Below are 23,381 nucleotides of genomic sequence, written 5' to 3'. Positions count from 1 at the left end.
TTCCCTGTGCACTAAAGTGTAAGAAAAGGGGGACTTTTGTTTGAAATGGTAGGAACTGTCACGAAATTAAAATGAAGTTCTTACATAAGCGAACCTTAAAAAATTTCATTTTGATTTTAAAACAGTTTAAGAAAATCAAAAAATATTCTATTTGAAAGAGAGGTGCCGACTGTGAAAGTCAATAAAATTCGCATGCGGGAAACAGTGATTTCCTATGCTTTCCTAGCACCAGTATTATTCTTCTTTGTGATCTTTGTCTTGGCTCCTATGATTATGGGATTCATTACAAGTTTCTTTAACTACTCCATGACGAAATTTGAGTTTGTAGGCTTGGACAACTACATTCGTATGTTTAAAGATCCTGTCTTTACCAAGTCTTTGATCAATACCGTTATCCTGGTTATTGGATCTGTTCCGATTGTAGTTCTCTTCTCGCTCTTTGTAGCATCTCAAACCTATCATCAAAATGCCATTGCCCGTTCTTTCTATCGTTTCGTCTTCTTCCTACCGGTTGTAACAGGTAGTGTTGCCGTAACGGTTGTATGGAAATGGATCTATGACCCACTATCAGGGATTCTAAACTTTGTTCTTAAGTCAAGTCATATCATCAGCCAAAACATTTCTTGGTTGGGTGATAAAAACTGGGCTTTGCTAGCGATTATGATCATCCTTTTGACAACATCTGTTGGTCAACCGATTATCCTTTATATCGCTGCTATGGGAAATATTGATAACTCACTAGTTGAAGCAGCGCGTGTTGATGGTGCGACTGAATTTCAAGTCTTCTGGAAGATCAAATGGCCTAGCCTTCTTCCAACAACACTTTACATCGCAATCATTACGACTATCAACTCATTCCAATGTTTTGCCTTGATTCAGCTCTTGACATCTGGTGGTCCAAACTACTCAACAAGTACCTTGATGTACTACCTTTACGAAAAAGCCTTCCAATTGACAGAATACGGCTATGCAAACACTATCGGTGTCTTCTTGGCAATTATGATTGCGATCGTAAGTTTTGTTCAATTTAAAGTACTTGGAAACGACGTAGAATACTAAAGAAAGGAGACAGCTATGCAATCTACACAAAAGAAACCCTTAACAGCTTTCACTGTTATTTCAACGATTATCTTGCTCTTGTTGACCGTGCTGTTCATCTTTCCATTCTACTGGATTTTGACAGGGGCCTTCAAATCACAGCCTGATACCATTATGATCCCACCACAATGGTTCCCTAAAGCTCCAACAATGGAAAACTTCCAACAACTCATGGTGCAAAACCCTGCCATGCAGTGGATGTGGAACTCTGTATTTATTTCATTGGTAACTATGTTCTTGGTTTGTGCAACCTCTTCCCTAGCAGGTTATGTACTAGCTAAAAAACGTTTCTATGGTCAGCGCATTCTCTTTGCAGTCTTTATCGCTGCCATGGCTCTTCCAAAACAAGTTGTCCTTGTACCATTGGTACGTATCGTCAACTTCATGGGAATTCACGATACTCTTTGGGCAGTTATCCTGCCTTTGATTGGATGGCCATTTGGGGTCTTCCTCATGAAACAGTTCAGTGAAAATATTCCAACAGAATTGCTTGAATCAGCTAAAATCGACGGTTGTGGTGAAATTCGTACTTTCTGGAGCGTAGCCTTCCCTATTGTGAAGCCAGGATTTGCAGCCCTTGCAATCTTTACCTTCATCAATACTTGGAACGACTACTTCATGCAGTTGGTTATGTTGACTTCACGTCAAAACTTGACCATCTCACTCGGGGTTGCGACCATGCAGGCCGAAATGGCAACCAACTATGGTTTGATCATGGCTGGTGCAGCTCTTGCAGCCGTACCAATCGTAACCGTCTTCCTTGTCTTCCAAAAATCCTTCACACAGGGGATTACTATGGGAGCTGTTAAAGGATAAGATCCTGCGAAAATCGAATTCAGACAATGTCAGCATCACCTCGCCATACTTAAGTATGACCTGCAGTTAGCTTCCTGGTTTGTTCTTCAATTTTTATTGAGTATAAAAGAATACAGAGTTATAAGTGTCTACAAAATGTTGGGTATTTGTATGCCATAGAGATTTTGTCAGACACTTATAAACTTAAGAATGAACTCTTTTCATGATACTAGTTAGAGTAGGTTCGTTTTATGGTAACTATTTCCCGCTATAGTGGTATCTAAGATAAGCATCTTACGCTTATCTTAGACGGAATTTTTGAGACTGACGATGAAAGAGCAAAGGGCTCAAAAATTAGGAATGAAATTCCGAAAGAATTTTCTTCCGTCCGCACTATTACAGGGAAATAGAAAAAGGAACATTCGAAACTGAAAAATAGGAACTATCAGAAACGAAGGAAATAGTATGATTTTTGACGATTTAAAAAATATCACCTTTTACAAAGGGATTCATCCCAATCTAGACAAGGCTATCGACTATCTCTATCAGCACCGTAAGGATTCTTTCGAACTCGGTAAGTATGAGATTGACGGGGACAAGGTCTTTCTAGTTGTTCAGGAAAATGTCCTCAATCAAGCTGAAAATGATCAGTTTGAGCACCATAAACACTATGCAGATTTGCATTTGCTGGTAGAAGGACATGAATATTCGAGCTACGGTTCACGTATCAAAGACGAAGCGGTAGCATTCGATGAAGCGAGTGACATTGGTTTTGTTCATTGTCATGAACGCTACCCACTCTTGTTGGGTTATCACAATTTTGCGATTTTCTTCCCAGGAGAACCGCATCAGCCAAATGGCTATGCAGGTATGGAAGAGAAGGTTCGCAAATATCTCTTTAAAATTTTGATTGATTAAAAGAATCAGGAGGAGAAAACATGGCACAAAAAGGAGTAAGCCTGATCAAGGCAGCATTTGATACAGATAATTTTCTCATGCGTTTCAGTGAGAAGGTCTTGGATATCGTGACAGCCAATCTTCTTTTTGTTGTCTCTTGTTTGCCTATCGTGACGATTGGAGTGGCAAAAATCAGCCTCTATGAGACTATGTTTGAGATTAAGAGAAGCAGACGGGTACCAGTCTTTAGAACTTATATAAGGGCCTTCAAGCAAAATCTGAAACTGGGTTTCCAGTTAGGTTTGCTAGAGTTAGGCATTGTTTCGCTGAGTCTTTTAGACCTCTATCTTTTCTGGGGCCAGACAGCTTTGCCTTTCCAGATTGTGAAAGCTATTTGTTTGGGGATTCTCATCTTCCTCACTCTCGTGATGCTGGCTAGTTATCCCATCGCTGCGCGCTATGATTTGTCTTGGAAAGAAGTGCTGCAAAAAGGGCTTATCTTGGCAAGTTTTAACTTTCCGTGGTTCTTCCTCATGTTAGCCATTCTCTTTCTCATTGTGATGGTTCTTTATCTATCCGCATTCACTCTCCTCTTGGGTGGATCAGCTTTTATCCTCTTTGGTTTTGGTTTGCTAGTCTTTCTCCAAGCAGGATTGATGGAGAAAATTTTCGCCAAATACCAGTAGGATGAGGTGTTTCTGAAACTACTTTCAATCGTTAAAGTTTCTAAAATACAAGTAGAAACTAAAATCTAAGTGTATACAAGATATTGAAAGCGATTTTCGCAAGGTGTATACTAAACTTGTAAAGAATAGAACTGCTCTCAGCAGAAAAAAGAAATCTTAGGAGAAAATCTATGTCAGATTTGAAAAAATACGAAGGTGTCATTCCAGCCTTCTACGCATGTTATGATGATCAAGGAGAAGTCAGTCCAGAGCGTACGCGTGCCTTGGTTCAATACTTCATTGATAAGGGAGTTCAAGGTCTCTATGTCAACGGTTCTTCTGGGGAATGTATCTACCAAAGCGTAGAGGACCGCAAGTTGATCTTGGAAGAAGTCATGGCAGTTGCTAAAGGTAAATTGACCATTATCGCTCACGTGGCTTGCAACAATACAAAAGACAGTATCGAGCTTGCTCGCCATGCGGAAAGCTTGGGTGTTGATGCGATTGCAACAATCCCGCCAATTTACTTCCGTTTACCTGAGTACTCAGTAGCAAAATATTGGAACGACATCGGTGCAGCAGCACCAAATACAGACTATGTGATCTACAACATTCCTCAGTTGGCAGGTGTCGCTTTGACTCCAAGTCTTTACACAGAAATGTTGAAAAACCCACGTGTTATCGGTGTTAAAAACTCTTCAATGCCAGTTCAAGATATCCAAACTTTTGTCAGCCTTGGTGGTGATGATCATATTGTCTTTAATGGTCCAGACGAGCAGTTCTTAGGTGGACGTCTCATGGGAGCAAAAGCTGGTATCGGTGGTACTTATGGTGCGATGCCAGAACTCTTCTTGAAACTCAATGAGTTGATTGCGGATAAAGACCTAGAAACAGCGCGTGAATTGCAATACGCTATCAACGCTATCATCGGTAAATTGACTGCTGCACATGGAAATATGTACTGTGTCATCAAAGAAGTTTTGAAGATCAATGAAGGTTTGAACATTGGTTCAGTTCGTTCGCCATTGACACCAGTGACTGAAGAAGATCGTCCAGTTGTAGAAGCAGCTGCTCAATTGATTCGTGAAACCAAGGAGCGCTTCCTCTAATCCATAAGGAGGTATTTATGACACACTACGTTGCAATTGATATTGGCGGAACCAACATCAAATATGGTTTAATCGACCAAGAAGGCCAACTTGTTGAATCGCATGAAATGCCAACTGAGGCGCAAAAGGGTGGACCCCATATCTTACAAAAGACAAAAGATATCGTTTCCAGCTATTTAGAAAAAGGCCCAGTAGCAGGTGTTGCCATTTCTTCTGCTGGGATGGTGGATCCTGCCAAGGGTGAGATTTTCTACGCTGGCCCGCAAATTCCTAACTACGCAGGAACCCAGTTCAAGAAGGAAATCGAGACTAGCTTTGCGATTCCTTGCGAAATTGAAAATGATGTCAACTGCGCAGGTCTTGCTGAGGCAGTATCTGGTTCAGGCAAGGGAGCGAGTGTGACACTTTGTTTGACCATTGGAACAGGTATCGGTGGTTGCTTGATTATGGATGGGAAAGTTTTCCATGGATTTAGCAATTCAGCCTGCGAAGTCGGTTATATGTATATGCAGGATGGGGCTTTCCAAGATTTGGCTTCTACGACAGCCTTGGTAGAGTATGTAGCAGCAGCTCATGGAGATCCAGTTGACCAGTGGAATGGGCGACGCATTTTCAAGGAAGCTACTGAAGGAAACAAGATCTGTATGGCTGGCATTGACCGCATGGTAGACTACCTTGGAAAAGGTCTGGCAAATATTTGCTACGTTGCCAATCCAGAAGTGGTCATTCTCGGTGGCGGTATCATGGGACAAGAGGCTATCCTCAAACCAAAGATCCGCACAGCCTTGAAGGCGGCCTTGGTACCAAGTCTAGCTGAAAAAACACGATTAGAATTTGCCCATCACCAAAATACAGCAGGTATGTTGGGAGCTTATTATCATTTTAAAACAAAACAATCCTAGTTTGAAATTATAGAATTAAGAAGAACACTTAGTCACTTATCGAGTGAGAAGTGTTCTGCTTAATTCTTTTTTTGATGATAGAAAAACTGTCCAGTATATGAAAACTAGCGGAAAGACAAATATGAATTACAAAAAAGTAGGATAGGAGGAGAATTCCTACCATCGAAAAATATATGAGAGGAGATAGCTCTAGAAGACGGTACAAGCACTCTACTTTGTTTCTAAATACTAAACCCAAGCCAAGAAGAAAAAATGATATAATAAGATGGACGAAAAATTGACAAATTAGAATTTCTAGAGGTGAGAAAGTGTAGTGGCAGCACATCCAGCTTAAATCGAAATAGTATAACATTACGAGGAGATTATCAGATGAACAATTATATAAAATGTAATCAAGATAGATGGAATAATGTAAAAAATGATTATACTGAGCCATTGACACATGAAGAATTAGAAGAAGTTAGAAAGCATCCAATTTCTGTTGCCTTAACTGTTGGAAAAAAAGTCCCCACAGAATGGTTTGAAAAAGCCAAGGGAAAAAAGATATTAGGGTTAGCTTGTGGTGGTGGACAGCAGGGTCCCGTTTTTGCTGCAAAAGGTTATGATGTCACCATCATGGATTTTTCTAAATCACAATTACAAAGAGATGAGCTGGTTGCTGAAAGAGAAGGCTTAAAGATTACTACCGTTCAAGGCGATCTGACAAAACCATTTCCATTTGAAGATGAAATCTTTGATATTATTTTTAATCCAGTTTCAAATGTATATATAGAGGATTTAGAAAACATGTATAAAGAAGCCTCTCGCGTATTGAAAAAGGGCGGTTTGTTAATGGTTGGATTTATGAATCCTTGGATATACATGTATGATGCTGACATAGTATGGGACAAACCTGATGAGGAATTACTGTTACAGTTTTCACTACCTTTTAATTCAAGAGAGCTTGAAGCGGAAGGCAAAATAACCATAGATCCAGAGTATGGCTATGAATTTAGTCATACCTTAGAAACTCAGATTAGAGGACAACTGAAGAATGGTCTCGCTATGATCGATTTTTATGAATCATGTGATAAAAGAAATAGATTATCGCGTTATGGAAATGACTATATAGCTACACTTTGCATTAAACTATAATGTTAAAGAACATACTTCAGGAGAGTAGCTCGTTTCATTTTCCTGAAGGGTTAAAATCTAAATCCCAGTTTGTCGAAGTAAAACAACTAAATAAAATGATAGAGGGGAAGTAAAAGCAATTAGCCGATACTTCCTTTTTGTTGTCAAAAATTCAAAAACGGAAAGGAGAATTTATGGAAGAAATGAAAAACATAGATAAAAAAGTATTGATACAAAGAGACAGATAGGAAAGACCACCTATGTGCCTATTATCATTTCAAAACAAAACAATCCTAGTTTGGTTGGACCAAACTAGGATTTTCTAGCGCGTTTTTGTCTACGATAGCCGTTGAGTTTTTTATTTTCCCAATAGCTATTAAAGATTTTTTCTTTGCTCTCACGATTGATTTCTAAAAAGTAGGCATAAATCAAATCTGTTAAAAAGAGCATAGGAAGTTGAGCGGAAATACGTTGGATGTAAGAAGATTGGCTATGACTTGCGACTAGGACTGTTTCGGTGTAGGCCTGACAGTCTTTGCTAGGAGAACTGGTAAAGAGAATGGTCTTGGCGCCCATATCCTTGGCATCCAGCAAACTATCTAGGACGGATTGGGTAGTGCCAGACAAGGAAAAACCTAGCACCAAACAATTTTCATCCATGATACTGGTCGTCCAAGCAAAGCCATCCCGATCGGTCAAAGCTTCACAGACAACACCTAGACGCATAAAGCGCAATTTCATCTCACGGGCAATCAGACCAGAACTTCCCGTCCCAAAAAAGTAAACCCGTTCAGCATCATCAATTAGCTGGGCAACTCGTTCAAGCTGCGCTTCATCAATCAAATCCTGCGTTTGTTCCCTCATGATGCTGTAGCTTCGCAAAACACGTTTGGTCAAGGGACTGTGTTTGTGTGAATGGATGTCCTGTTTACTAGCCTGGTGTTGGTATTGAAAAACAAATTCTCGGTAGCCTGTAAAACCACACTTTTTGGCAAAGCGAGTCAGAGCTGCTTGAGAGATATGTAATTTTTGGGTAACTTGCTGAGAAGAAAGATCATCTTGGATCGTATCAGACTGCAAAAAATAGCGAGCGATTTCTTGCTCGAGCTCGGTTAATTCTTCAAAGTGGAGGTCGATTATGGTTGCGATATCTGGCTTGTTCATGAGGCTCCTTTTTATGAGTCAAAGTCTTAAAAGTTGACGCTTCCCTAACTATTACTATCATTATATCATAGAAGGTTGGATAACAAAATAAAAAGGCGTTTTGGATGAAATCTCAAAAAAGAAATAGACTTTTCCAAGAGTTTCTCCATAAAATATGGTACAATGAAAAGTACTGGTCTTCTGTCAAATCCTAGCAATTTTTAGCTGAAATTTATCCGGAAGATCTGCAATTTTCTAGAAAAGAGTCTTAGTTGTATGAGAAAATTTAATAGCCATTCGATTCCGATTCGGCTTAATTTACTATTTGCGATTGTCATCCTGCTCTTTATGGCCATTATTGGTCGATTGTTATACATGCAGGTACTGAATAAAGACTTCTATGAGGCAAAGTTGGCATCAGCCAGCCAGACTAGGGTAACAACCAGTTCAGCTCGTGGCCAAATCTACGATGCAACAGGCAAACCCTTGGTAGAAAACACACTCAAGCAAGTTGTTTCTTTCACACGAAACAATAAGATGACGGCAGCAGAGTTAAAGAGACGGCTAAAAAACTGCTGACGTATGTGAATGTCACTTCCCCTGAACTCACAGACCGTCAGATTGCTGACTATTACTTAGCTGACCAAGAAATCTACAAGAAGACAGTCGAGGCCCTTCCAAGTGACAAACGCCTGGATTCAGATGGAAATCGCTTATCGGAAGCGACCCTCTATAATAATGCGGTTGAAAGTATTGACGTGAGTCAGCTTAACTATACGGATGATCAGAAAAAGGAAATCTATCTGTTTAGCCAGCTCAATGCAGTTGGAAATTTCGCAACTGGAACCATTTCAACAGATGCCTTGGATGATACGCAAGTTGCACTTGTAGCTTCTGCGTCCAAGGAATTACCGGGCATTAGCATTTCAACCTCATGGGACCGAAAAGTACTGGACACTTCTTTATCGTCTATCGTCGGTAGTGTTTCCAGTGAAAAGTCAGGTCTTCCAGCAGAGGAAGTTGACGCTTATCTCAAGAAAGGATACTCTCTCAATGACCGAGTGGGGACTTCCTATCTTGAAAAGCAATATGAAGACGTCCTTCAAGGCAAACGCTCCGTAAAGGAAATCCACCTCGACAAGCACGGAAATATGGAAAGTGTGGAAAATGTCGAAGAAGGAAGCAAAGGAAACAATATCAAGTTAACGATTGACCTAGCTTTCCAGAATAGTGTGGATGACCTACTCAAGAGCTACTTCAACTCAGAGTTGGGTAACGGTGGAGCCAAATATTCTGAAGGAGTCTACGCTGTAGCCCTCAATCCTAAAACCGGTGCAGTTCTGGCGATGTCAGGTGTCAAGCATGATGTCGAATCCGGGAAATTAAGTTCAGATTCGCTTGGAACGATAACCAATGTCTTTGTGCCAGGGTCTGTTGTTAAGGCAGCGACCATCAGCTCTGGTTGGGAAAACGGAGTCTTGTCAGGCAATCAAACCTTGACAGACCAGCCGATTGTTTTCCAAGGTTCGGCCCCTATCAATTCATGGTACACCTTGTCCTATGGCTCTTTCCCGATCACAGCAGTTGAGGCTCTAGAGTACTCTTCTAATACCTACATGGTTCAAACCGCGCTAGGAATCATGGGACAGACCTACACGCCAAACATGGTGGCTGCAACGGGACAGTTAGAGACTGCAATGGGCAAATTGCGATCAACCTTTGGGGAATACGGACTCGGAGCTTCAACAGGGATTGACCTCCCAGATGAATCCACAGGATTCACGCCAAAAGAATTTGATTTGGGGAACTATATCAATAATTCCTTTGGTCAGTTTGATAACTATACACCGATGCAGTTAGCCCAGTATGTCGCAACCATTGCAAACAATGGTGTGCGTTTAGCTCCTCACATCGTTGAAGGAATCTATGGCAACAATGACCAAGGTGGCTTAGGCAGTCTAGTTCAGGAAACAGCTGCCAAGGAAATGAACAAGGTCAATATCTCAGAAGCCGATATGGCTATCTTGCACCAAGGTTTCTATCAAGTTTCGCATGGAACGAGTGCCCTTACGACAGGTCGTGCCTTTTCAAATGGCGCAGCCGTATCCATCAGTGGGAAAACGGGGACGGCCGAAAGTTATGTTAATGGTGGTCAAAAAGCTAATAACACCAATGCCGTCGCCTATGCACCGTCGGATAATCCCCAAATTGCGGTCGCAGTCGTCTTTCCTCATAACACCAATCTAACAAACGGTGTTGGACCTTCCATTGCGCGCGACATTATCAACCTTTATAACCAACACCATCCAATGAATTAGAAAGGAACTTATGCTGTATCCAACACCTATTGCCAAGCTGATTGATAGCTATTCCAAGCTTCCGGGTATCGGGATCAAAACGGCTACCCGCCTAGCCTTCTATACCATTGGAATGTCCGATGACGATGTCAATGAATTTGCCAAAAATCTCCTGTCTGCTAAGCGGGAATTGACCTATTGTTCCATCTGTGGTCGTTTGACCGATGATGATCCTTGCTCGATCTGTACGGATCCGACTCGAGACCAGACAACTATCTTGGTGATAGAGGATAGTCGCGATGTGGCGGCTATGGAAAACATCCAAGAATACCACGGACTCTATCATGTCTTGCATGGACTCATTTCTCCTATGAATGGCATCAGTCCAGATGATATCAATCTCAAGAGTCTCATGACCCGTCTCATGGATAACGAGGTTTCAGAGGTTATTGTGGCAACCAATGCTACGGCAGATGGGGAAGCGACCTCTATGTATCTCTCTCGTCTCCTCAAGCCAGCTGGTATTAAGGTCACTCGCCTGGCACGAGGCCTGGCCGTGGGGGCAGATATCGAATATGCGGATGAAGTCACACTCTTACGAGCCATTGAAAATCGGACAGAGTTGTAAGTTTGGACAAATTTACGAACTTCAATTCATTTAGTTAAAAACCAAGGAGACCGAGTTTGATGTTAACGGTCTCTTTTTATCTCTCTGAAATTCTAGTACCATCTTCAAGTTTCAAAAAAGAAGCAAATATGATATACTAAAGAACGAGTATTCTATTAGAATTGGAACAAATAATATGAAACAAACGATTATTCTTTTATACGGTGGACGAAGTGCAGAGCGTGAAGTCTCTGTCCTTTCAGCTGAGAGTGTGATGCGTGCGGTCAACTACGATCGTTTCACAGTCAAGACTTTCTTCATCAGCCAGTCAGGCGACTTTATCAAAACGCAAGAGTTTAGCCAGACTCCAGGTCAAGAGGATCGTCTCATGACTAATGAGACCATTGACTGGGACAAGAAAATCGCGCCAAGTACTATCTACGAAGAAGGCGCTGTGGTCTTTCCAGTTCTTCATGGACCGATGGGAGAAGACGGATCTGTTCAAGGATTTTTAGAAGTTTTGAAAATGCCTTATGTTGGCTGTGATATCTTGTCATCCAGCCTTGCCATGGATAAAATCACGACCAAGCGTGTCTTGGAGTCTGCTGGGATTGCCCAAGTTCCTTATGTAGCCATTGTCGAAGGTGATGATGTGACTGCTAAAATCGCTGAAGTTGAAGAAAAATTGACTTATCCAGTCTTCACGAAGCCGTCAAACATGGGTTCCAGTGTCGGTATTTCTAAGTCTGAAAATCAAGAAGAACTCCGCCAAGCTTTGGAACTTGCCTTTCAATATGACAGCCGTGTCTTAGTAGAGCAAGGGGTGAATGCGCGTGAAATTGAGGTTGGTCTCTTAGGTAACTATGATGTTAAGAGCACTTTGCCAGGTGAAGTGGTCAAGGATGTTGCCTTCTATGACTACGATGCCAAGTATATCGACAACAAGATTACCATGGACATCCCGGCTAAAATCAGTGATGATGTGGTAGCTATCATGCGTCAAAATGCAGAAACTGCCTTCCGTGCGATTGGTGGCCTCGGTTTATCTCGTTGCGATTTCTTCTATACAGATAAGGGCGAGATTTTCCTAAACGAGCTGAATACCATGCCAGGATTCACCCAGTGGTCTATGTACCCACTACTGTGGGATAATATGGGAATTAGCTACCCAGAGCTAATCGAGCATTTGGTTGACCTTGCCAAGGAAAGTTTTGACAAGCGCGAAGCGCATTTGCTATAAAAATGAAAGAGAGGGTAGAAGCCAGAACTATCACTGCGTGGTGACTAGAGTTCTCGGACTTCAACCCTTTTTAAAGGAGTAGAAATGAAATTAACGATCCATGAAGTTGCCCAAGCTGTTGGAGCTAAAAATGATGTTAGTCTTTTTGCGGACGTTCAGTTAGAAAAGGCTGAGTTTGACAGTCGTTTGATTGGGACAGGTGATTTGTTTGTGCCACTTAAAGGTGCGCGTGATGGTCATGACTTTATCGAAACAGCTTTTGAAAATGGTGCAGCAGTAACCCTCTCTGAGAAGGAAGTAGAAGGTCATCCCTACATTCTAGTAGATGACGTGTTGTCTGCTTTTCAAACTCTCGCAGCTTACTATCTTGAAAAAACAGCTGTTGATGTCTTTGCGGTCACAGGTTCAAATGGCAAGACAACGACCAAGGATATGTTGGCGCATTTACTGTCAACAAGATACAAGACTTACAAAACACAAGGCAACTACAATAACGAGATCGGGCTTCCCTATACAGTTCTCCATATGCCTGAGGAAACAGAAAAGTTGGTCTTGGAGATGGGGCAGGATCACCTTGGAGATATCCATCTCTTGTCTGAATTGGCTCACCCCAAGACAGCTATCGTGACCTTGGTTGGAGAAGCTCATTTAGCATTTTTCAATGATCGTTCCGAGATTGCTAAGGGGAAAATGCAAATTGTAGACGGTATGGCACCAGGTTCTTTGCTTTTGGCACCAGCCGACTCCATTGTAGAGGACTATTTGCCAACTGATAAAAAGGTGGTTCGTTTTGGTCAAGGAGCAGAGCTGGAAATTACCAACTTGGTTGAGCGCAAGGATAGTCTGACCTTTAAGGCTAATTTCTTGGAGCAAACCCTTGATTTGCCAGTAACTGGCAAGTACAACGCTACTAATGCTATGATTGCATCATATGTTGCCCTGCAAGAGGGAGTTTCAGAGGAGCAAATTCGTCAGGCTTTTCATAATCTTGAATTGACGCGTAACCGCACCGAGTGGAAGAAAGCAGCTAATGGAGCAGATATTCTGTCAGATGTGTACAATGCCAATCCAACAGCGATGAAGTTGATTCTGGAGACTTTTTCGGCTATTCCGGCCAATGAAAGTGGCAAGAAAATTGCTGTTCTAGCAGACATGAAGGAACTTGGTGACCAGTCTGTTCAACTCCATAACCAGATGATTTTGAGCCTTTCTCCAGATGTGCTGGATACTGTTATTTTCTATGGAGAAGACATTGCGGAATTAAGCCAACTGGCTAGTCAAATGTTCCCAATCGGTCACGTTTTCTACTTTAAGAAAACAGCCGACGAGGATCAATTTGAGGACCTAGTCAAGCAGGTTAAGGAAAGCCTCAGTGCCAATGACCAAATCTTGCTCAAAGGCTCTAACTCAATGAATCTAGCTAAGTTGGTAGAAAGTTTAGAAAAAGGTTGTAAGTGATTTTGCCCAATATTATCGTATTTCTGAATTCATTTTTTTCGATTGACATGGTATAATATGTGAGAAGATTTTGAAATAATGAGGAATATTAAATGAATTTATGGGATATTTTCTTTACTACGCAAGCGACAGAACCCCCCCAATTTGATCTTGTCTGGTATGTAAGTTTATTTACATTATTAGCTTTGACCTTCTACGCTTCTTATCGCTATTACGACAAAAAAGGCTATCAACGTTTTTTCCAAATTTTGCAAGCAGTCCAGTTGATCCTTCTCTACAGTTGGTACTGGGGAAATCACATGCCACTGTCAGAAAGTTTACCATTTTATCATTGTCGTATGGCGATGTTTGTAGTGTTGTTACTTCCTGGTAAGTCAATGTACAAGCAATATTTTTCTCTACTTGGAATCTTTGGAACGCTAGCGGCTTTTGTTTATCCAGTACCAGATGCCTATCCTTTTCCCCACATAGCCATCCTATCTTTCATTTTTGGTCACCTAGCTCTTCTAGGAAATTCTTTGGTTTATTTATTTAGACACTATGATTCTCGATTATTGGATGTTAAGAGGATTGTTTTATTAACCTTCTCACTAAATGCTTTGATTTTTGTGGTTAATTTAGTGACTGGAGGAGATTATGGATTCTTGACAAAGCCACCATTGGTTGGTGATCATGGCTTAGTGGTCAATTACCTGATTGTGTCGCTGGTGTTAGCTACAGCTATTAGTTTGACTAAGAAAGTATTGGAAGTTTTTTTAGAGCAGAAAGCAGAAAAAATACTTGTGAAGAAAGCTTAAATATAAGCTTTCTTTTTTTGTAAAAAACGATACTTTTTTTAAAGTTAGGCTGTTAAGATAAAAAAATAGAAATAAAAAGCGAAAAATGACTAGGAAATTTATCAAAATCTGAGCACAATCGGATTTTTTGTGTTATAATATTCTGTGAATAGTTATGCCCAAGTATAGTTATTAAATAGAAGTGAGAAACTTGGAAGACAGAGAGGATGCGATGTAATGACTAGAGATGGTTTTTTTACAGGCTTAGATATCGGAACTAGCTCAATTAAAGTGCTAGTAGCTGAGCATAGAGATGGCGAAGTAAACGTAATTGGTGTAAGTAACGCCAAAAGTAAAGGTGTCAAAGACGGAATTATTGTTGATATTGAAGCAGCTGCTTCAGCGATCAAATCAGCAATCACACAGGCAGAAGAGAAAGCTGGTATTTCTATTAAGTCTGTTAACGTTGGACTTCCAGCAAACCTCTTGCAGGTCGAACCAACACAAGGAATGATTCCTGTTACTTCAGATACCAAAGAAATCACAGACCAGGATGTTGAGAATGTTGTCAAATCAGCTTTGACAAAGAGCATGACTCCTGATCGTGAAGTGATTACCTTTATTCCTGAAGAATTCATCGTGGATGGATTCCAAGGCATCCGTGACCCTCGTGGTATGATGGGTGTCCGTTTGGAAATGCGTGGTCTGCTTTACACAGGACCTCGTACAATTCTACACAATCTCCGCAAGACAGTGGAGCGTGTAGGTATCCATGTTGACAATGTGATTATCTCACCATTGGCAATCGTAAACTCCGTTCTCAATGAAGGCGAACGTGAATTTGGTGCGACTGTCATTGACATGGGTGGAGGTCAGACTACTGTAGCGACTATCCGTAACCAAGAATTGCAGTTCACTAACATCTACCAAGAAGGTGGAGATTACGTTACTAAAGACATTTCTAAAGTCTTGAAAACATCTCAAAAAATTGCAGAAAGTTTGAAACTGAACTATGGTGAAGCTTACGTTCCACTTGCAAGTAACGAAACTTTCCAAGTTGAAGTAATTGGTGAAGTAGAACCTGTTGAAGTAACAGAAAGCTACTTGGCAGAAATTATCTCAGCACGTATCAAACATATCTTTGACCAAATCAAACAAGAGTTGGAAAGAAGACACTTGTTAGATTTACCTGGAGGTATCGTCCTTATCGGTGGAAATGCAATTTTGCCAGGAATTGTTGAATTAGCCCAAGAAGTATTTGGTGTTCGCGTAAAACTTTATGTACCAAATCAAGTTGGAATTCGCAACCCTGCATTTGCGCACGTGATTAGCTTGTCTGAGTTTGCTGGTAAATTGACTGAAGTCAATCTTCTTGCCCAAAAAGCAGTTAAAGGAGATGAATACCTTCGTCAAAAACCAATCAACTTTGGCATTCCAAATCAACGTTTGAATCCAGTAGCGCAACCAAGTCCAGCACAAGCAGCTCCAGCTGAAACTGTGCAGGAAGCTCCAGTTGCTCCCAAGGAAGAATTCCAAGCAAGTTCTCAAAGTAAACCGAAGCTAACAGAACGTTTCCGTGGTTTGATCGGAAGCATGTTTGATGAATAAAAGAGGATAAGAAATTATGACATTTTCATTTGATACAGCAGCAGCTCAAGGCGCAGTTATTAAGGTAATTGGTGTCGGTGGTGGTGGTGGTAACGCCATCAACCGCATGGTTGACGAAGGTGTTGCTGGTGTAGAATTTATCGCAGCCAACACTGATGTACAAGCCCTTAGCAGTACGAAAGCAGAAACAGTTATCCAACTTGGTCCAAAATTGACTCGTGGTTTGGGTGCTGGAGGGCGTCCGGAAGTTGGACGTAAAGCTGCAGAAGAAAGTGAAGAAGCTTTGACGGAAGCTATCACTGGAGCAGACATGGTCTTTATCACTGCTGGTATGGGTGGTGGATCTGGTACAGGTGCAGCCCCTGTCATTGCACGTATCGCTAAAGATCTTGGTGCTCTTACAGTTGGTGTCGTGACACGTCCTTTCGGATTTGAAGGAAGCAAACGTGGCCAGTACGCTGTAGAAGGAATCAACGAACTTCGCGAGCATGTTGATACTTTGTTGATTATCTCTAACAACAACTTGCTTGAAATCGTTGATAAGAAAACGCCACTTCTTGAAGCTCTTAGCGAAGCAGATAACGTTCTTCGCCAAGGTGTTCAAGGGATTACTGACTTGATCACGAACCCAGGATTGATTAACCTTGACTTTGCTGACGTGAAAACTGTAATGGCCAACAAAGGGAATGCCCTTATGGGTATCGGTATCGGTAGTGGTGAAGAACGTGTCGTTGAAGCGGCTCGTAAAGCAATTTACTCTCCACTTCTTGAAACAACTATCGATGGTGCTGAAGATGTCATCGTCAACGTTACTGGTGGTCTTGATTTGACTTTGATTGAAGCAGAAGAAGCTTCAGAAATCGTCAACCAAGCAGCTGGCCAAGGTGTAAACATCTGGCTTGGAACATCAATTGACGAAAGCATGAAGGATGAAATCCGTGTTACAGTTGTAGCGACAGGTGTTCGTCAAGAGCGAGTGGAAAAAGTAGTTGGAGCTCGTAACAACCAACCAGTTGGACGTCCATCAACTAAAGCGCCACAAGCACACACATTTGACCGTCAATTCGACTTGGAAGAGACAGCAGAATTGCCTAAATCAAGCCCACGTCGTTTTGAAACTAACCAAGCCTCTGCTTTTGGAGACTGGGATTTGCGTCGTGAGTCTATTGTTCGCCAAACAGATCCAGTTGTTTCACCGGTAGAACGCTTCGAAACACCAGTTTCACAAGATGAAGATGAATTGGATACACCTCCATTCTTCAAAAATCGTTAATCAATGAATTTGAAAAAAAATACTGAATTAGTTTTTCAGCAAATAGCTGATGCTAGTCAAGAAGCCAACCGTGCTCTAGATGCTGTTTCAGTAATCGCAGTGACAAAGTATGTAGATGTACAAACAGCGGAAGCCTTGCTTCCGCTTGGTGTCCGTCATATAGGTGAAAATCGAGTCGATAAATTTTTAGAAAAATATCAGGCCTTGAAAGATTACCCAGTTACTTGGCATTTAATAGGAACACTACAGAGACGGAAAGTGAAAGAAGTAATCCCATTTGTGGATTACTTTCATGCTTTAGACTCCCTAAAGTTAGCCCAGGAAATTCAAAAGAGAACAGATCATGTTATCAAGTGTTTCTTGCAGGTCAATATTTCTGGGGAAGAAAGCAAGCATGGGTTTTCAAAAGAAGAATTGCTAGAACTTTTGCCAGAATTGGCTAAGTTAGATCAGATTGAGTATGTTGGTTTAATGACCATGGCTCCTTTTGAGGCAGACAGTGATGAATTGAAAGAAATTTTCAAGGATACGCAGGCTCTGCAAGCAGAAATTAGAGAAAAACAAATCCCTAATATGCCGATGACAGAGCTAAGCATGGGAATGAGTCGTGATTTTAAAGAAGCGATTCAGTTCGGCTCAACCTTTGTTCGAATCGGTACAGCATTTTTTAAATAGGAGAGAGCTATGTCTTTAAAAGATAGATTCGATAAATTTATAGATTATTTTACAGAAGACGGAGAAGAAACGACTAACTACCAGACTCAACAAGAGGAAACAGTTAGCCCAGCCATCTCATCTTCTAAAGAATTACCAGCACCTGCTCAGTCAGGATCAGCAAAAGATGCAAATATTACTCGTCTACATGCGCGACAGCAAGAATTGGCAATGCAAAGCCACCGTTCAGATGAGAAAGTGACAATTGACGTTCGCTATCCAAGAAAATACGAAGATGCAACTGAAATTGTAGATTTATTGGCTGGAAATGAAAGTATTTTGATTGATTTCCAATACATGACAGAAGTACAAGCCCGTCGTTGCCTTGATTACTTGGATGGAGCCCGTCATGTCTTGGCTGGAAACATGAAAAAAGTTGCGAGTACGATGTATCTATTGACGCCTGTCAACGTTGTCGTGAATATTGAAGATATCAAGCTTCCAGATGAATCACAAAGCGCTGAGTTTGGTTTTGATATTAAACGAAATAGAGCAAGATAATGATTTTCTTAATTCGTTTAATCCAAAATGCGGTCAGCATTTATTCCATCATTCTCGTTGCATTTGCTCTTCTTTCATGGTTTCCAAATGCCTATGAAAGCCAGCTAGGTCGCTTAGTCATCAGACTTGCTCGCCCAGTTATTGAGCCACTTCGTAAGCTCAATCTACAATTTGCTGGTCTTGATTTTACGGTTTGGGCAGCGCTGATTCTGATTCAGTTTGTTGGCAATCTCTTAACACGACTAGTCCTATTACTATGACAGTAAATCGAGCCATTTATCAGCATTTTTGCCAAGATGATATTCCCTTTATTGATAAGGGTTTAGAGTGGATCAAGCGGGTAGAAGATACCTATGCGCCGGTACTTACTCCTTTTATCAATCCCCATCAGGAACAGATTTTGAGGGTACTAGCTGGGACATATGGACTGGGTTGCCAAAGTAGTGGTGATTTTCTTCCGACAGAGTCGGTTCGAGTTCTTCTCTATCCAGATTACTTTGAACCGGAGATATCAGACTTTGAAATGGCCTTGTTGGAAATTTGCTATCCGAGTAAGTTTGAGCAACTGAGTCATGGAAAAATATTGGGAACAATCATCAACCAACTAGGGATTGACCGGAAATTATTTGGTGATATCTTGGTAGATGAAAAGAGAGCACAGATTTTTGTCAATCGTGATTTCATTCCTCTTTTTCAGGATGGAATAAGAAAGATTGGCAGACTTCCTGTATCGCTGGAGGAACGTCCTTTTACCGATAGGATTTTGTCTAAAATTGATTATAGAGAACGAGAAATTTTAGTTTCGAGTTTTCGATTGGATGCCCTCTTATCAAGTGCCTTGAAATTATCTAGAAATCAAACTAGCCAACTGATTGAGAAAAAATCTGTCCAGGTAAATTATCATGTGATTGAAAAATCTGATTACCAGGTTGCAGTTGGAGATTTGATCAGTGTGAGAAAGTTTGGTCGTTTGAAAGTTGTCAAAGACAATGGTCAGACCAAAAAGGATAAGAAAAAACTAACAGTCCGGCTACTTTTAAGCAAGTGAGAAGAAATATGTCGATTACACCACAAGAAATAAGTGATAAAGCTTTCTCAAGAACATTCAGAGGCTACAATCAGGAAGAAGTTGACCTCTTTCTTGATAAGATTTACTTTGAATTAGAGGAGATGATTCGATACAAAGATGAAACTGAACTCTATATCAAAAAACTAGAAGAACGTCTTTCCTATTATACGAATGATATTCCTAAGAGAACAGTAACAAGCGAGCAAGAACCAGAAGCAATTAATGATTCTATTTTTTATTAAGTAAGTGAGGAAAAGTATGCCAATTACATCGTTAGAAATTAAAGATAAAACCTTTGGCACAAGATTTAGAGGTTTTGACCCAGAAGAAGTAGACGAGTTTCTTGATATCGTTGTTCGTGATTATGAAGACTTGGTTCGTAGTAATCACGATAAAGAGACACACATCAAAAGTTTGGAAGAACGTTTGTCTTACTTTGATGAGATGAAGGATTCCTTGAGTCAGTCAGTTTTGATTGCTCAAGATACAGCTGAGCGTGTCAAACAAGCTGCTCAAGAACGTTCAAACAATATTATTCAACAAGCTGAACAAGATGCTCAGCGTTTGCTTGAAGAAGCGAAATACAAGGCAAATGAAATTCTCCGTCAGGCTACAGATAATGCGAAGAGAGTGGCTGTTGAGACAGAAGAGTTGAAGAACAAGAGCCGTGTATTCCATCAACGCCTCAAGTCTACGATTGAAAGTCAATTGGCTATTGTCGAGTCATCTGATTGGGAAGACATTCTTCGCCCAACAGCTACTTACCTTCAGACAAGTGATGAAGCCTTTAAAGAAGTGGTGGGTGAAGTTCTTGGTGAAACTGTATCTTTACAACCAGAGGAAGAACCAATTGATATGACTCGTCAATTCACACCAGAAGAGGTTGCTGAATTGCAAGCTCGTATCGAGGCAGGCAACAAAGAATTAGCTGAGTTTGAAGCCCAACAAAATCAACAGACAGAAGAAAGTGACCAGCATGAAGAGTCAGTTGAAGTAGAAGCTACTGCGGCAACTGAGAACGATGCAAATAAAGAATCTGTTCTTATCCTATAAAAAATGTGAGAACAAAATCCAACCAACTATATTTTCAGCGAGCGGGAGATGGTGAGAGTCCTGCAATCCCTAGTGGTTAGATTATCCTCTCAAGCAATCCAGTCCGAAAACAGTAAGACTGGACGTTCCCCACGTTACGGGAAAAGAGGAAAAGAGACCCTGTCTTTTTTCGAACAAAGGTGGTACCACGATTTTCGTCCTTTTTGCGAATCGTGGTTTTTATTTTGTCAGTTTAAATTAAAGGAGTAACAATGAAACTTAAAGAAACCCTCAATCTAGGGAAAACAGATTTTCCAATGCGTGCTGGTCTTCCAACCAAAGAACCAGTTTGGCAAAAAGAATGGGAAGAAGCAAAACTTTACCAACGTCGTCAAGAATTGAACCAAGGAAAACCTCATTTCACCTTGCATGATGGACCTCCGTATGCAAACGGAAATATCCACGTTGGACATGCCATGAACAAGATTTCTAAAGATATTATTGTTCGTTCTAAGTCTATGTCAGGATTCTATGCACCTTACATCCCAGGTTGGGATACACATGGTCTGCCAATCGAGCAAGTATTGGCAAAACAGGGCGTTAAACGCAAAGAAATGGACTTGGTTGAGTACTTGAAACTTTGCCGCGAGTATGCTCTTTCTCAAGTAGATAAACAACGAGAAGACTTTAAACGATTGGGTGTTTCTGGTGACTGGGAAAATCCTTATGTGACTTTGACTCCGGACTATGAAGCGGCTCAGATCCGTGTCTTCGGAGAAATGGCTAAGAAAGGCTACATCTACCGTGGTGCCAAGCCAGTTTACTGGTCTTGGTCATCTGAATCAGCTCTTGCTGAAGCGGAAATTGAATACCATGACTTGCTTTCAACTTCCCTTTACTATGCTAACCGCGTCAAAGACGGAAAAGGTGTCCTAGATGCAGATACTTACATCGTTGTATGGACAACAACTCCTTTTACCATCACAGCATCTCGTGGTTTGACAGTTGGAGCAGATATTGACTACGTAGTCGTTCAACCAGCTGGTGAATCTCGTAAGTTTGTAGTTGCTTCAGAATTGTTGAACAGTTTGTCTGAGAAATTTGGTTGGACGGATGTTCAAGTCTTGGCGACCTACCGTGGTCAAGAATTGAATCACATTGTGACAGTCCACCCATGGGATACAGCTGTAGATGAGTTGGTAATCCTTGGTGACCACGTTACGACTGACTCTGGTACTGGTATTGTCCATACAGCCCCTGGTTTTGGTGAGGACGACTACAATGTCGGTGTTGCCAACGGCCTTGAAGTTGCTGTAACAGTTAACGAACGCGGTATTATGATGGAAAATGCTGGTCCTGAATTTGCGGGTCAGTTCTATGACAAGGTTGTGCCGACTGTTATCGAAAAACTGGGTGATTTACTCCTTGCTCAGGAAGAAATTTCTCACTCATATCCATTTGACTGGCGTACGAAAAAACCGATCATCTGGCGTGCAGTACCACAGTGGTTTGCCTCTGTATCTAAATTCCGCCAAGAAATCTTGGATGAAATTGAAAAAGTGAAGTTCCACTCAGAATGGGGTAAAGTTCGTCTTTACAATATGATTCGTGACCGTGGCGACTGGGTTATCTCTCGTCAACGTGCTTGGGGTGTTCCGCTTCCAATCTTCTACGCAGAAGATGGTACAGCTATCATGACAGCTGAAACGATTGAACATGTAGCTCAACTCTTTGAGGAACACGGTTCTATCATCTGGTGGGAACGTGATGCTAAGGACCTCTTGCCAGAAGGATTTACTCATCCAGGTTCACCAAATGGCGAGTTCAAGAAAGAAACAGATATCATGGACGTATGGTTTGACTCAGGTTCATCATGGAATGGCGTAGTGGTCAACCGTCCAGAGCTCAAATATCCAGCAGACCTCTACCTAGAAGGTTCTGACCAGTACCGTGGTTGGTTCAACTCATCACTTATCACATCTGTTGCCAACCATGGCGTAGCGCCATACAAACAAATCTTGTCACAAGGTTTTGCCCTTGATGGTAAGGGTGAGAAGATGTCTAAATCTCTTGGAAATACCATTGCACCAAGCGATGTTGAAAAACAATTTGGTGCGGAAATCTTGCGTCTCTGGGTAACAAGTGTTGACTCAAGCAACGACGTGCGTATCTCTATGGATATCTTGAGCCAAGTCTCTGAAACTTACCGTAAGATCCGTAACACTCTTCGTTTCTTGATTGCCAATACATCTGACTTTAACCCAGCTCAAGACGCAGTAGCTTACGATGAGCTGCGTTCTGTTGACAAGTACATGACCATTCGCTTTAACCAGCTTGTGAAAACGATTCGTGATGCTTATGCCAACTTTGAATTCTTAACCATCTACAAGGCCTTGGTGAACTTTATCAACGTTGACTTGTCAGCCTTCTACCTTGATTTTGCTAAAGATGTTGTTTACATCGAGGGTGCCAAATCACTCGAACGCCGTCAAATGCAGACTGTCTTCTATGACATTCTTGTGAAAATCACCAAACTCTTGACACCAATCCTTCCTCACACTGCAGAAGAAATCTGGTCCTATCTTGAGTTTGAAGCTGAAGACTTTGTTCAGTTGTCAGAACTGCCAGAAGCTCAAACTTTTGCCAACCAAGAAGAAATCTTGGATACCTGGGTAGCCTTCATGGACTTCCGAGGACAAGCTCAAAAAGCCTTGGAAGAAGCTCGTAATGCAAAAGTAATCGGTAAATCACTTGAAGCCCACTTGACAGTTTATCCAAATGAAGTGGTGAAAACTCTTCTTAGAGCATTGGATAGCAATGTGGCTCAACTTTTGATCGTATCAGAATTGACCATCGCTGAAGGTTCAGCTCCAGAGAGTGCAGTAAGCTTTGAAGATGTTGCCTTTACAGTTGAACGCGCTGCAGGTGAAGTATGTGACCGCTGCCGTCGTATCGATCCAACTACTGCAGAACGTAGCTACCATGCAGTTATCTGTGACCACTGTGCAAGCATTGTAGAAGAAAACTTTGCGGATGCAGTTGCAGAAGGATTTGAAGCCAAATAATCAGATTAGAAATATGTCT

21 protein-coding genes and 1 pseudogene are annotated in these 23,381 nt (G+C 41.3%); 21 read left to right on the top strand and 1 reads right to left on the bottom strand.

Annotated elements, in window-relative coordinates:
* Positions 1 to 192 precede the first annotated feature (192 nt).
* The 7 genes from ACUW6H_RS04585 to ACUW6H_RS04555 all read left to right on the top strand — a co-directional run bounded on the left by ACUW6H_RS04585 (position 193) and on the right by ACUW6H_RS04555 (position 6,600).
* Entirely contained in the window at positions 193 to 1,059 is an 867-nt protein-coding gene (locus ACUW6H_RS04585) for a carbohydrate ABC transporter permease (protein WP_001209416.1), read from the top strand.
* A gap of 15 nt (positions 1,060 to 1,074) precedes the next feature.
* Positions 1,075 to 1,914 (top strand): carbohydrate ABC transporter permease, encoded by an 840-nt coding sequence (locus tag ACUW6H_RS04580; RefSeq protein ID WP_001192118.1) that lies wholly within the window; start codon positions 1,075 to 1,077, stop codon positions 1,912 to 1,914.
* A 444-nt stretch (positions 1,915 to 2,358) separates the two neighbouring features.
* Positions 2,359 to 2,811 (top strand): YhcH/YjgK/YiaL family protein, encoded by a 453-nt coding sequence (locus tag ACUW6H_RS04575; RefSeq protein ID WP_000575446.1) that lies wholly within the window; start codon positions 2,359 to 2,361, stop codon positions 2,809 to 2,811.
* A 20-nt stretch (positions 2,812 to 2,831) separates the two neighbouring features.
* A complete protein-coding gene (locus ACUW6H_RS04570) occupies positions 2,832 to 3,476 on the top strand; it encodes a YesL family protein (protein WP_454361976.1) in 645 nt (214 codons plus the stop codon).
* Between the two features lie 170 nt (positions 3,477 to 3,646).
* On the top strand, positions 3,647 to 4,564 hold the full coding sequence (locus ACUW6H_RS04565) for a dihydrodipicolinate synthase family protein (protein WP_454361974.1): 918 nt from the start codon (positions 3,647 to 3,649) through the stop codon (positions 4,562 to 4,564).
* 17 nt (positions 4,565 to 4,581) lie between these two features.
* Entirely contained in the window at positions 4,582 to 5,466 is an 885-nt protein-coding gene (locus tag ACUW6H_RS04560) for an ROK family protein (RefSeq protein WP_125828291.1), read from the top strand.
* 369 nt (positions 5,467 to 5,835) lie between these two features.
* Positions 5,836 to 6,600 (top strand): class I SAM-dependent methyltransferase, encoded by a 765-nt coding sequence (locus tag ACUW6H_RS04555; protein WP_454361971.1) that lies wholly within the window; start codon positions 5,836 to 5,838, stop codon positions 6,598 to 6,600.
* A gap of 291 nt (positions 6,601 to 6,891) precedes the next feature.
* On the opposite strand, the gene ACUW6H_RS04550 is transcribed toward ACUW6H_RS04555, so the two are convergent.
* Entirely contained in the window at positions 6,892 to 7,743 is an 852-nt protein-coding gene (locus ACUW6H_RS04550) for a MurR/RpiR family transcriptional regulator (RefSeq protein WP_125828289.1), read from the bottom strand.
* Positions 7,744 to 7,998: 255 nt separating this feature from the next.
* On the opposite strand from ACUW6H_RS04550, the pseudogene pbp2b reads away from it, so the two are divergent.
* The 14 genes and pseudogenes from pbp2b (at position 7,999) to ileS (ending at position 23,362) form a co-directional block, all read left to right on the top strand.
* A pseudogene (gene pbp2b, locus ACUW6H_RS04545) lies at positions 7,999 to 10,040 on the top strand (penicillin-binding protein PBP2B).
* A gap of 10 nt (positions 10,041 to 10,050) precedes the next feature.
* Complete coding sequence (gene recR, locus ACUW6H_RS04540; protein WP_454361969.1) at positions 10,051 to 10,647, top strand: recombination mediator RecR; 597 nt, start codon at positions 10,051 to 10,053, stop codon at positions 10,645 to 10,647.
* 175 nt (positions 10,648 to 10,822) lie between these two features.
* Positions 10,823 to 11,866, top strand: a complete 1,044-nt coding sequence (locus tag ACUW6H_RS04535; RefSeq protein WP_454361967.1) for a D-alanine--D-alanine ligase — start codon at positions 10,823 to 10,825, stop codon at positions 11,864 to 11,866.
* An 84-nt stretch (positions 11,867 to 11,950) separates the two neighbouring features.
* On the top strand, positions 11,951 to 13,324 hold the full coding sequence (locus ACUW6H_RS04530) for a UDP-N-acetylmuramoyl-tripeptide--D-alanyl-D-alanine ligase (protein ID WP_454361965.1): 1,374 nt from the start codon (positions 11,951 to 11,953) through the stop codon (positions 13,322 to 13,324).
* A gap of 92 nt (positions 13,325 to 13,416) precedes the next feature.
* Entirely contained in the window at positions 13,417 to 14,121 is a 705-nt protein-coding gene (locus ACUW6H_RS04525; protein WP_454361963.1) for a YwaF family protein, read from the top strand.
* A 216-nt stretch (positions 14,122 to 14,337) separates the two neighbouring features.
* Positions 14,338 to 15,708: a cell division protein FtsA gene (gene ftsA / locus ACUW6H_RS04520; protein ID WP_454361961.1), complete on the top strand. Its 1,371-nt coding sequence runs from the start codon at positions 14,338 to 14,340 to the stop codon at positions 15,706 to 15,708.
* Between the two features lie 16 nt (positions 15,709 to 15,724).
* Positions 15,725 to 16,981: a cell division protein FtsZ gene (gene ftsZ / locus ACUW6H_RS04515; protein ID WP_000144261.1), complete on the top strand. Its 1,257-nt coding sequence runs from the start codon at positions 15,725 to 15,727 to the stop codon at positions 16,979 to 16,981.
* Positions 16,982 to 16,984: 3 nt separating this feature from the next.
* Positions 16,985 to 17,656: a YggS family pyridoxal phosphate-dependent enzyme gene (locus ACUW6H_RS04510; RefSeq protein WP_049505659.1), complete on the top strand. Its 672-nt coding sequence runs from the start codon at positions 16,985 to 16,987 to the stop codon at positions 17,654 to 17,656.
* Positions 17,657 to 17,665: 9 nt separating this feature from the next.
* Positions 17,666 to 18,196 carry a cell division protein SepF gene (locus ACUW6H_RS04505; protein WP_000053367.1) on the top strand — a complete coding sequence of 177 codons (531 nt, stop codon included), beginning with the start codon at positions 17,666 to 17,668 and terminating at the stop codon, positions 18,194 to 18,196.
* Complete coding sequence (locus ACUW6H_RS04500) at positions 18,196 to 18,456, top strand: YggT family protein (protein WP_000576501.1); 261 nt, start codon at positions 18,196 to 18,198, stop codon at positions 18,454 to 18,456. The genes ACUW6H_RS04505 and ACUW6H_RS04500 overlap by 1 nt, the downstream gene beginning before the upstream one ends.
* Complete coding sequence (locus ACUW6H_RS04495; protein ID WP_454361957.1) at positions 18,453 to 19,244, top strand: YlmH family RNA-binding protein; 792 nt, start codon at positions 18,453 to 18,455, stop codon at positions 19,242 to 19,244. The genes ACUW6H_RS04500 and ACUW6H_RS04495 overlap by 4 nt, the downstream gene beginning before the upstream one ends.
* Before the next feature lie 8 nt (positions 19,245 to 19,252).
* Positions 19,253 to 19,507, top strand: coding sequence for a DivIVA domain-containing protein (locus ACUW6H_RS04490; protein ID WP_000028988.1), 255 nt, complete (start codon positions 19,253 to 19,255; stop codon positions 19,505 to 19,507).
* Between the two features lie 16 nt (positions 19,508 to 19,523).
* Positions 19,524 to 20,318, top strand: a complete 795-nt coding sequence (locus ACUW6H_RS04485; RefSeq protein ID WP_044020427.1) for a DivIVA domain-containing protein — start codon at positions 19,524 to 19,526, stop codon at positions 20,316 to 20,318.
* Between the two features lie 251 nt (positions 20,319 to 20,569).
* Entirely contained in the window at positions 20,570 to 23,362 is a 2,793-nt protein-coding gene (gene ileS / locus ACUW6H_RS04480) for an isoleucine--tRNA ligase (RefSeq protein WP_454361954.1), read from the top strand.
* Positions 23,363 to 23,381 lie beyond the last annotated feature (19 nt).

The sequence above is a fragment of the Streptococcus sp. 151470009-6 genome (assembly GCF_053628175.1).
The sequence above is the reverse complement of the archived record's forward strand: the minus strand, read 5'-3'. Positions and strand labels throughout refer to the sequence as shown.

Bases quoted from the DNA above. Each gene is read 5' to 3' on its own strand.
- ACUW6H_RS04585 (WP_001209416.1), top strand. From the start codon at position 193: ATGCGGGAAACAGTGATTTCCTATGCTTTCCTAGCACCAGTATTATTC.
- ACUW6H_RS04560 (WP_125828291.1), top strand. From the start codon at position 4,582: ATGACACACTACGTTGCAATTGATATTGGCGGAACCAACATCAAATAT.
- ACUW6H_RS04500 (WP_000576501.1), top strand. From the start codon at position 18,196: ATGATTTTCTTAATTCGTTTAATCCAAAATGCGGTCAGCATTTATTCC.
- ACUW6H_RS04490 (WP_000028988.1), top strand. From the start codon at position 19,253: ATGTCGATTACACCACAAGAAATAAGTGATAAAGCTTTCTCAAGAACA.
- ACUW6H_RS04495 (WP_454361957.1), top strand. From the start codon at position 18,453: ATGACAGTAAATCGAGCCATTTATCAGCATTTTTGCCAAGATGATATT.
- ACUW6H_RS04505 (WP_000053367.1), top strand. From the start codon at position 17,666: ATGTCTTTAAAAGATAGATTCGATAAATTTATAGATTATTTTACAGAA.
- ACUW6H_RS04555 (WP_454361971.1), top strand. From the start codon at position 5,836: ATGAACAATTATATAAAATGTAATCAAGATAGATGGAATAATGTAAAA.
- ftsA (WP_454361961.1), top strand. From the start codon at position 14,338: ATGACTAGAGATGGTTTTTTTACAGGCTTAGATATCGGAACTAGCTCA.
- ACUW6H_RS04485 (WP_044020427.1), top strand. From the start codon at position 19,524: ATGCCAATTACATCGTTAGAAATTAAAGATAAAACCTTTGGCACAAGA.
- ACUW6H_RS04530 (WP_454361965.1), top strand. From the start codon at position 11,951: ATGAAATTAACGATCCATGAAGTTGCCCAAGCTGTTGGAGCTAAAAAT.
- ACUW6H_RS04525 (WP_454361963.1), top strand. From the start codon at position 13,417: ATGAATTTATGGGATATTTTCTTTACTACGCAAGCGACAGAACCCCCC.
- ftsZ (WP_000144261.1), top strand. From the start codon at position 15,725: ATGACATTTTCATTTGATACAGCAGCAGCTCAAGGCGCAGTTATTAAG.
- ACUW6H_RS04510 (WP_049505659.1), top strand. From the start codon at position 16,985: ATGAATTTGAAAAAAAATACTGAATTAGTTTTTCAGCAAATAGCTGAT.
- ACUW6H_RS04565 (WP_454361974.1), top strand. From the start codon at position 3,647: ATGTCAGATTTGAAAAAATACGAAGGTGTCATTCCAGCCTTCTACGCA.
- ACUW6H_RS04580 (WP_001192118.1), top strand. From the start codon at position 1,075: ATGCAATCTACACAAAAGAAACCCTTAACAGCTTTCACTGTTATTTCA.
- ACUW6H_RS04570 (WP_454361976.1), top strand. From the start codon at position 2,832: ATGGCACAAAAAGGAGTAAGCCTGATCAAGGCAGCATTTGATACAGAT.
- ileS (WP_454361954.1), top strand. From the start codon at position 20,570: ATGAAACTTAAAGAAACCCTCAATCTAGGGAAAACAGATTTTCCAATG.
- ACUW6H_RS04535 (WP_454361967.1), top strand. From the start codon at position 10,823: ATGAAACAAACGATTATTCTTTTATACGGTGGACGAAGTGCAGAGCGT.
- ACUW6H_RS04550 (WP_125828289.1), bottom strand. From the start codon at position 7,743: ATGAACAAGCCAGATATCGCAACCATAATCGACCTCCACTTTGAAGAA.
- recR (WP_454361969.1), top strand. From the start codon at position 10,051: ATGCTGTATCCAACACCTATTGCCAAGCTGATTGATAGCTATTCCAAG.
- ACUW6H_RS04575 (WP_000575446.1), top strand. From the start codon at position 2,359: ATGATTTTTGACGATTTAAAAAATATCACCTTTTACAAAGGGATTCAT.